This is a genomic window from Pseudomonas sp. CBZ-4, assembly GCF_000346755.1.
Classification (GTDB): Bacteria; Pseudomonadota; Gammaproteobacteria; order Pseudomonadales; family Pseudomonadaceae; genus Aquipseudomonas.
Genome location: NZ_ANNV01000119.1, coordinates 18,725 through 27,647 on the forward strand (window position 1 = coordinate 18,725; position 8,923 = coordinate 27,647).

Sequence of the window (8,923 nt, forward strand, 5' to 3'; positions counted from 1 at the left end):
CTGACTGGCATGCATCCTCCTATGACTCAGCCCGCCTTTATCAACCCTGCAATCCTGTCCTGGTCTCGCCAGCGGGCGGGGTTGTCTGAAGCGCAGGTGGCCAAAGGTCTCACCGTCAAAACGGAGCGGATCAAGGCGTGGGAAGGCGGTCAAAGTCTTCCCACGTTCACTCAGGCTCAAAAGTGGTCTGTGATTGCACAGATCCCTTTTGGTTTTCTCTTCCTCAAGGCGCCCCCACAAGAGCACCTTCCGCTTCCAGACCTGCGCACCGTGGCCAGTGCTCCTTCCCAAAAGCCCAGCCTGAATTTGCTGGATACCGTCAGGGACGTGCTCCGCAAGCAAGACTGGTACTTGGAATACTTGCAGGACCACGAGCGTTCCCCGCTGACCTTCGTAGGGCGTTTCAATAGCCGCTCCCCCGTCAAAGATGTTGTTGCAGATATTCGTCGTGTACTCGGTGTAACGGATGCTTTTGCTCGCATGGGGCATGAAGAGTATGTAAAGGCGTTGGTGAGCACTGCGGAGGCTGCCGGTATTCTCGTGATGCGCAGCGGCGTAGCGTTGGGAAACACTCATCGCAAGCTAGATGTCAGCGAGTTTCGAGGTTTTGCCATCAGCAACGCCATGGCCCCCGTGGTGTTCATAAACAGCGCAGACGCACCTGCGGCCCGGCTTTTTACATTGATGCACGAACTGGCGCATATCTGGATCGGTAGCACGGGTGTATCCGATGGCAGCAGTCAAAGCACCCGGCAGGAAGAAGCTTTTTGCAATGCTGTGGCGGGAGAATTCCTGGCGCCGGAACTCGTCTTTCGCGCGAACTGGGTTTCGGATGTGTACTGGGAAGAAAACCTGGCGCCCTTGGCCGCGCTCTTTCACGTCAGTGCGTTGGTGATTGCTCGTCGTGCCCGTGATCTTGGCTATATCAACAGTGATCAATACGGCGCCTATTACCGTCGGATCCTGCAGGCGTATCGAGATAAAGGTGGTGGCGGAGGGGACTACTACCGCACGGCGGCTGTTAGAAACAGCACCCGATTGAGCAAGGCCGTTCTGGCAGAAGCGCAAAGTGGCCGGATGTTGCTACGCGACGCCGGAAAGCTGCTGGGTGTACAACCTGCCAAGTTGAAGGCCTATGGGATGAAACTATCGGCATGAAGCATCTACTGGATTCGAATACGCTGATCGAGGCCAAGAACCGGTATTACGGGATGACCATTTGCCCTGGCTACTGGGCATGGATTCTTCAACAGCATCAGGCGCTGGAGATTGCCAGTATCGTGCAGGTCAGAGATGAGCTGGCCAGGGGCAATGACGATCTGACCCAGTGGGTTAAAGGCAACACCCAGCTCTTCGAAGATGCGAGCGATGAGCCTACCCAGGCTGCATTTGGGCTTATCGTCGCAAAGATTGCGGAGCAGACGCCTGCGATGAAAGCGGGAGCTTTTGAGGAGTTTCTTGAGGGCGCCGATCCCTGGTTGATCGCCAAGGCAATGACGACGGGCGCTGTCGTTGTCACGCATGAAGTCTACAACCTCGACATCAAACGCAAATTCACGATCCCTAACGTGTGTTCGTTGTTTGGCGTGCCATACATGAACACGTTTGAGCTGCTCGGCAAGCTGGATGCTCGCTTCGTCTTGCACGCGTGACGACATGAGGGGAAGCGAATTTCCCCTCAATACGACGTCTTCAGGTCAAGAAGTGCCAGAGCAACAATGTACCGACCAGCCCGACCACAGAGACGATGGTTTGTAGTACCGACCACACCCAAATCGTCTGCTTCAACTGCAACCCAAAATACTCCCGCACCATCCAGAACCCAGCATCGTTCACGTGGCAAAAGAACACCGACCCCGCGCCAATCGCCAGTGCCACCAGTGAACTCTGCGTCGCCGCCAACCCCGCCATCATCGGTGCAAGGATGCCCGCCGTTGTGGTGGTGGCAACCGTCGCCGAGCCGGTGGCCTGGCGCAGGGCCACGGCGATCAGCCAGGCCAGCAACAGGTACGGCATGTGGGCGCCTTCGGCGACCTTGCTGATGGTCTGGCTGACGCCCGCATCCAACAGCGTTTGCTTGAGGCCGCCGCCGGCGCCGATGGTCAGCAGCAGTACGGCGATGGGGGCGAGGGCTTTGCGCAGGGTGTTGCCGACGTCCGCACGCGGCATGCCGGCGGCCCAGCCCAGGCAAATGACGGCGGCGATCACGGCCAGGCCGAGGGCGATCAGCGGTTCGCCGAGGAACTTCAAGGTCAGCGCGACTGGGTTTTCCGGCGTCATGGCGACTTTGGCCAAGGTGCTGCCGAGCATCAGGATCACCGGCAACAAGATGATCAGCAACGACACCCCAAAGCTCGGCTGGCGCGGTGCCTTGGGCGGGGCGCTGAACAGCGCACCGATGTCGGCCGGTTCATCGATGTGCAGGCGCTTGGACAGCCAGTTGCCGTAGATCGGCCCGGCCAGAATGACCGCCGGCACCGCCAGGCAAAAGCCCAGCAACATGGTCAGGCCCAGGTCGGCGTGCAGCGCACCCACCGCAATCAGCGGCCCCGGGTGCGGTGGCATCAGGGCGTGCAGGGTGGTCATGCCCGCCAGTGCCGGGATGGCGATCTTCAACAGTGGCTGGTTCGAACGCTTGGCCATCACAAAGATGATCGGCACCATCATCACCAGGCCCACTTCAAAGAACAGCGGCAAGCCGATCACCATGGCCACCAAGGCCATCACCCACGGCAACGCCTTGCCCTTGCCCAGCCCGAGCAGGGTAGTGGCGATACGGTCGGCCGCGCCGGATTCGGCCATCAGCGCGCCGAGCATCGAGCCCAGGGCAATGATGATCCCGGCTTCACCGAGGATCGCCCCGGCGCCCTTGCTGAACGCCTTGGCCACGTCTTCCGGCGGCAGCCCGGCGCCGACGCCGGCGATAAAGGTGCCGATCAGGATCGACAGAAACGGCGGCAACTTGGTCGCGCTGATCAGCACGATGATGCTGGCGATGGCCAGCAATACGCAGAGCATGAGGCGGGTGTCGTGAACCATCCACGCGGCAGTCGATAACTCCAAGACGGGACTCCTTATCGAACAGGTTGGGAAAATTGTTTCTTTTTGTTTCCTGCTCGAAAAGCATACCTGATACCGCGCTGGCCCAGTGCGGGTGTGCCGTTTTGGTGCGATCAGCGGCGCTTGCCTTCAATGCCCGGTCCAGAGCCATTGCTGTCGGATTTGTAATCTTTGCTCCACGGCCCTGATAAGTCGCGAACGCTACATTCCACCCGCTTGTACTTCATGGGCGTGGAACTCTTGATATGCCAATTTCCGTTAGAAACCTTGTGGGGGCGACGCTGTTGTGGGTGGCCACCAGCGCTGCCCAGGCGCAATCCCTTACGCTTGATTCAGCGTTGCAGAGCGCCTTCGCCAATAATCCCGACCTGGCCGCTGCGCAGTGGGAAATCGATATTGCCCAGGGCGGCCGTCAGCAAGCCGGGCTGATCCCCAACCCGGTGCTGTCCGTGGATGCTGAAGACACCCGCCGCGACACGCGCACCACAGGCGTCAAACTGAGCCAGACCCTGGAACTGGGCGGCAAGCGCGGTGCGCGCATCGATGTGGCCAGTCGCGCCCAGGACGCCGCCGCACTCACCTTGGAACAGCGCCGCAACACCCTGCGTGCTGATGTGATCGACAGCTACTACAGCGCCCTGCGCGCCCAGGAGCGCCTCGACCTGGCCCAACGTTCTCTGGCCTTGGCCGAGCGCGGATTGGTGGTTGCCAACGGTCGCGTGACAGCGGGCAAAACCTCTCCCGTGGAAGCCACCCGCGCCCAGGTGCAATTGTCGGAAATTCGCCTGGAACTCAACCGCGCACAAATGGGCCTCACCGATGGCTATCGCCGCCTGGCCGCCAGCACCGGTAGCGCCACAGTCGAGTTTCAGGCTGTCGCCACGCAAGGCCTGCCTCAGCTTCCCGCTGCCCAGTTGCTGGCGCGCCTCGAACAAACCGCCGAATTGCGCCTGGCTGAGCTGCAAATCCTGCAAGGCGAAGCCAGCGTCGGCCTGGAAAAAGCCCAGCGCATTCCCGACCTCGACGTGTCCATCGGCAGCCAATACGACGCCGGCGCGCGTGAGCGGGTGAACCTGGTGGGTGTGTCGATGCCGCTGCCGCTGTTCAACCGTAACCAGGGCAACGTGCTCGCCGCCAGCCGCCGCGCCGACCAGGCCCGCGACCTGCGCAACGCCACCGAACTGCGCCTGCGCACCGAAACCCGCCAGGCCCTGGACCTGTGGCAAACCGCGAACAGCGAAGTGCGCGCCTTCAACCAACAGATCCTGCCCGCCGCGCAAAGCGCGGTGGACAGCGCCACCCGTGGTTTCGAGATGGGCAAGTTCAACTTCCTCGACGTGCTCGACGCCCAGCGCACCCTGATCGCCGCGCGCACCCAATACCTCGTTGCCACCGCCCAGGCCACCGACGCCTGGGTGCGCATCGAGCGGATCTACGGCGACCTCGCCCGCTTTTGATTTTTCCTGGAGTCCTCTATGCACAACAAATATGGCGTGGCGCTTGCCGTCGCCTTGAGCCTGATGCTCTCGGGTTTTGCCAACGCCGATGAAGAAGAAGGCGAGTTGGAACTCAGCGAACAGCAGATCCAGGCCGCCGGGATTCAACTGGCCCAGGCGCAACCACGTTCCCTCAGCGCGCTGCTGACATTGCCGGCCGAGGTGCGCTTCGACGAAGACCGCACCTCGCACATCGTCCCGCGTGCGGCGGGCGTGGTGGAATCGGTGCAGGTCAACCTCGGCCAGGCGGTGAAAAAAGGTGAGCTGTTGGCGGTGATCGCCAGCCAGCAGATCTCCGACCAGCGCAGCGAACTGGCCGCCAGCGAGCGCCGGGTCGAGCTGGCCCGCACCACCTTCCAGCGCGAGCGCCAATTGTGGCAGGACAAAATCTCCGCCGAGCAGGATTACCTGCTGGCGCGGCAAACCCTGCAAGAAGCCGAAATCGCCCTGAACAACGCCCGGCAAAAGATGAAAGCCTTGAGCGGCAGTGCCGTGCTGGCCGGTGGAAATCGCTACGAACTGCGTGCGCCGTTTGCCGGTGTGGTGGTGGAAAAGCACCTCGGCGTCGGCGAAGTGGTCAGCGAAACCAGCAACGCCTTTACCCTCTCGGACCTGTCCCAGGTGTGGGTCACCTTTGGCGTGTTTCCCAAGGACTTGAACAAGGTACGCGTCGGCAAGCCGGTGAAAGTCAGCTCCACCGAAATGGGCACTGAAGTCAGCGGCACCGTGGCCTACGTCGGCAACCTGCTCGGCGAACAGACGCGCACCGCCACCGTTCGCGTCAGCGTACCCAACCCCGACGATGCCTGGCGCCCCGGCTTGTTTGTCAGCGTGCAACTGGCCACCGAGACCTTCCAGGCCAAGGTCAGCGTGCCCCAGGAAGCGATCCAGACCGTCGAGGACAAACCCTCGGTGTTCGAGCGCACCGAGCATGGCTTTGTCACCCGTCACCTTGAGTTAGGCGTGAGCGAAAACGGCTACGTCGAAGTGCGAAAAGGCCTGGAAGCCGGCGCGCAAGTGGCGACGGTTGGCAGCTTCATCCTCAAGTCCGAACTGGGCAAAGGCTCGGCCGAGCACGCCCATTGATCCTGCGAGTGATTCCCCATGTTTGAGCGCCTTATCCAATTCGCCATCGAGCAGCGCATCATCGTGCTGCTGGCAGTGCTGTTGATGGCCGGTGTCGGCCTCGCCAGCTATCAGAAACTGCCGATCGACGCGGTGCCCGACATCACCAACGTGCAGGTGCAGATCAACTCGGCGGCGGCGGGCTTTTCGCCGCTGGAAACCGAACAGCGCGTGACCTTTCCCATCGAAACCGCCATGGCCGGTTTGCCGGGCTTGCAGCAGACCCGTTCGCTGTCGCGCTCGGGGTTGTCCCAGGTGACGGTGATCTTCAAGGACGGTACCGACCTGTTCTTCGCCCGCCAACTGGTCAACGAGCGCCTGCAAGTGGCGCGGGAACAATTGCCCAGCGGCATTGAAACGGCGATGGGGCCGATTTCCACCGGGCTTGGGGAAATATTCCTATGGACCGTCGAGGCCGAGGACGGCGCACTCAAGGACGACGGCACACCCTACACGCCGACCGACCTGCGGGTGATCCAGGACTGGATCATCAAGCCGCAACTGCGCAACGTCCCCGGCGTGGCCGAGATCAATACCATCGGCGGCTTCGCCAAGGAATACCAGATCGCCCCGGACCCCAAGCGGCTGGCGGCCTACAACCTGACATTGAACGACCTGGTCACCGCGCTGGAGCGCAACAACGCCAACGTCGGCGCCGGTTACATCGAGCGCAGCGGCGAACAATTGTTGATCCGCGCACCGGGGCAGGTGGCGTCCATCGACGACATCGCCAATATCGTCATCACCACGGCGGATGGCACGCCGATTCGTGTGCGTAACGTCGCCCAAGTCGACATCGGCCGTGAGATGCGTACCGGCGCGGCCACCGAAAACGGCCGTGAGGTGGTACTGGGCACCGTCTTCATGCTGATCGGTGAAAACAGCCGCAGCGTGTCCCAGGCAGTGGCGAAAAAACTTGAAGAGATCAACCGTTCGCTGCCCGCAGGCGTGGTTGCGATCACCGTGTATGACCGCACCAACCTCGTCGAAAAAGCCATCGCCACCGTGAAGAAAAACCTCTTCGAAGGCGCGTTGCTGGTGGTGGCGGTGCTGTTCCTGTTTCTCGGCAATATCCGCGCGGCGTTGATCACCGCGATGGTGATTCCCCTGGCGATGCTATTCACTTTTACCGGCATGTTTACCAACAAGGTCAGCGCCAACCTGATGAGCCTTGGCGCGCTGGATTTCGGCATCATCGTCGACGGCGCGGTGGTGATTGTCGAGAACGCCATCCGCCGCCTGGCCCACGCACAGCAACGCCATGGGCGTCTGTTGACCCGCAGCGAGCGCCTGCACGAAGTGTTTGCCGCCGCCAAGGAAGCGCGGCGGGCGCTGATCTTCGGGCAGTTGATCATCATGGTGGTGTACCTGCCGATCTTCGCCCTCACCGGCGTGGCCGGGAAGATGTTCCACCCCATGGCCTTTACGGTGGTGATCGCCTTGTTGGGTGCGATGATTCTGTCGGTCACCTTTGTGCCGGCGGCGATTGCGTTGTTTGTCACCGGCAAGGTCAAGGAAGAAGAAAACCTGGTGATGCGCACCGCGCGCCGTGTCTATGCGCCGGTGCTGGACGGGGTCATGGCGCGCCGGCCGCTGGTGTTCGGCCTGGCGCTGCTGGCCATCATCGCCTCGGGCGTGGTCGCCAGCCGCATGGGCAGCGAGTTTATTCCCAGCCTCAGCGAAGGTGATTTCGCCCAGCAAGCCCTGCGGGTGCCCGGCACCAGCCTGACGCAGTCGGTGCAGATGCAACAACAGTTGGAAACCACCCTGATGGCCCAGGTCCCGGAAATCCTGCGGGTGTTTGCCCGTACCGGCACCGCGGAGATTGCTTCCGACCCGATGCCGCCGAATATTTCCGACAGCTACGTGATGCTTAAACCGAAGGAGCAATGGCCGGATCCAAACAAGTCCCGGGACAGCCTGATCGCCGATATCCAACGGGCCAGTGCGATTGTGCCGGGCAGTGCGTACGAACTGTCGCAACCGATCCAGCTGCGCTTCAACGAGCTGATTTCCGGAGTGCGCAGTGATGTGGCGGTGAAGGTGTTCGGGGATGACATGGCGGTGCTCAACAAGACCGCTGAAGAAATCGCCGAAACCCTCAAGGGCCTCGAGGGCGCCTCGGAAGTCAAAGTGGAACAGACCTCCGGCCTGCCGGTGCTGACCATCAATATCGACCGCGACAAGGCCGCGCGTTTTGGCCTGAATGTGGGTGATGTGCAGGACACCATTGCCGTCGCGGTCGGTGGGCGCCAGGCCGGAACGCTGTACGAAGGTGACCGGCGTTATGACATGGTTGTGCGTTTGTCCGACGCGCTGCGCACCGATATCGACGGGTTGTCGCGGCTATTGATCCCGGTGCCAGGCAATGCGGCGGGGCAGTTGGGTTTTATCGCATTGTCCCAGGTGGCCAGCCTGGACCTGGTGCTTGGCCCCAACCAGATCAGTCGTGAAAACGGCAAGCGTTTGGTGATCGTCAGTGCCAACGTACGTGGGCGGGATATTGGCTCGTTTGTGGACGAAGCCGAGACGGCAATCCTCGAGAAGGTGAAGGTGCCGGCCGGTTACTGGACCACCTGGGGCGGCCAGTTCGAACAGCTGAAGGAAGCCTCCGAGCGCTTGCGCATCGTGGTGCCGGTAGCGCTGCTGCTGGTGTTCGGGCTGTTGTTCATGATGTTCAACAACCTCAAGGATGGGCTGCTGGTGTTTACCGGGATTCCGTTCGCGTTGACCGGTGGGATCATGGCGCTGTGGCTGCGGGATATTCCGCTGTCGATCTCGGCGGGCGTGGGATTTATCGCCCTGTCTGGCGTGGCGGTACTCAACGGGCTGGTGATGATTGCGTTCATCCGCAACCTGCGCGAAGAAGGGCGCTCGTTGTCGGTGGCCATCCACGAAGGCGCCCTGACCCGCTTGCGCCCGGTGCTGATGACCGCGCTGGTGGCGTCCCTCGGCTTTATCCCCATGGCGCTCGCCACCGGCACCGGCGCCGAGGTCCAGCGGCCGCTGGCAACGGTGGTGATCGGCGGGATTATCTCGTCGACGTTACTGACCCTGCTGGTGCTGCCAGCGCTGTATCAGTGGGCGCATCGCAAGGAGGAAGCTGAATGAACACCGCACAGCCTCTTTGAAATGCAATCAAATGTGGGAGCTGGCTTGCCTGCGAAGACGGCGGAACAGACAACATCCCTGTTGCCAGACCCACCGCTTTCGCAGCCTCGCTAAAGCTCGACAGCTCCCAC

General features: G+C 61.7%; 6 protein-coding genes. 5 read left to right on the forward strand and 1 reads right to left on the reverse strand.

The genetic code is table 11. The features are described 5' to 3' along the window. The first annotated feature begins 21 nt into the window (after window positions 1–21). On the forward strand, window positions 22–1,158 hold the full coding sequence (locus B348_RS0116235) for an ImmA/IrrE family metallo-endopeptidase (RefSeq protein WP_017737127.1): 1,137 nt from the start codon (window positions 22–24) through the stop codon (window positions 1,156–1,158). Next, window positions 1,155–1,652, forward strand: coding sequence for a DUF4411 family protein (locus B348_RS0116240; RefSeq protein WP_017737128.1), 498 nt, complete (start codon window positions 1,155–1,157; stop codon window positions 1,650–1,652). The genes B348_RS0116235 and B348_RS0116240 overlap by 4 nt, the downstream gene beginning before the upstream one ends. 40 nt (window positions 1,653–1,692) lie before the next feature. Here B348_RS0116240 and B348_RS0116245 read toward each other — a convergent pair whose 3' ends face one another. Beyond that, entirely contained in the window at window positions 1,693–3,063 is a 1,371-nt protein-coding gene (locus B348_RS0116245; RefSeq protein WP_026136824.1) for a gluconate:H+ symporter, read from the reverse strand. 242 nt (window positions 3,064–3,305) lie between these two features. Between B348_RS0116245 and B348_RS0116250 the strand changes: the two genes are divergently transcribed. The 3 genes from B348_RS0116250 to B348_RS0116260 are packed head-to-tail and all read left to right on the forward strand — an operon-like array spanning window position 3,306 to window position 8,792. After that, window positions 3,306–4,517, forward strand: a complete 1,212-nt coding sequence (locus B348_RS0116250) for a TolC family protein (RefSeq protein ID WP_026136825.1) — start codon at window positions 3,306–3,308, stop codon at window positions 4,515–4,517. Between the two features lie 18 nt (window positions 4,518–4,535). Then, window positions 4,536–5,642, forward strand: a complete 1,107-nt coding sequence (locus B348_RS0116255; protein WP_017737131.1) for an efflux RND transporter periplasmic adaptor subunit — start codon at window positions 4,536–4,538, stop codon at window positions 5,640–5,642. A gap of 18 nt (window positions 5,643–5,660) precedes the next feature. Beyond that, on the forward strand, window positions 5,661–8,792 hold the full coding sequence (locus tag B348_RS0116260) for a CusA/CzcA family heavy metal efflux RND transporter (protein WP_017737132.1): 3,132 nt from the start codon (window positions 5,661–5,663) through the stop codon (window positions 8,790–8,792). Window positions 8,793–8,923 lie beyond the last annotated feature (131 nt).